Raw genomic sequence first — 248 nt, 5'->3', positions numbered from 1 at the left:
ATTGTCAAAAACCACGACATCATTGGTATGGAAGATTTGCAAGTGTCAAATATGTTGAAGAATCATAAGTTAGCTAAAGCCATTAGTGAAGTGAGTTGGTCGCAATTCAGAACGATGTTAGCGTACAAGGCAAGATGGTACGGTAAACAAGTAGTTACTGTATCTAAAACATTTGCAAGTTCTCAATTGTGTTCAGTTTGTGGCTACCAAAATAAAGACGTTAAGAATCTTAAACTTAGAGAATGGAC

At 35.9% G+C, this 248-nt stretch carries 1 protein-coding gene; it reads left to right on the top strand.

Annotation, left to right across the window (positions count from 1 at the left end; genetic code table 11):
• The coding region (locus MR056_RS22120) for a zinc ribbon domain-containing protein (protein ID WP_242136742.1) at window positions 1-248 on the top strand (248 nt) is incomplete at both ends.

The sequence above is a fragment of the Bacillus cereus group sp. BfR-BA-01360 genome, from assembly GCF_022663595.1.
GTDB lineage: Bacteria > Bacillota > Bacilli > Bacillales > Bacillaceae_G > Bacillus_A > Bacillus_A cytotoxicus.
Note: the sequence above shows the minus strand (reverse complement) of the source record. Positions and strands in the feature narration are given on the sequence as shown.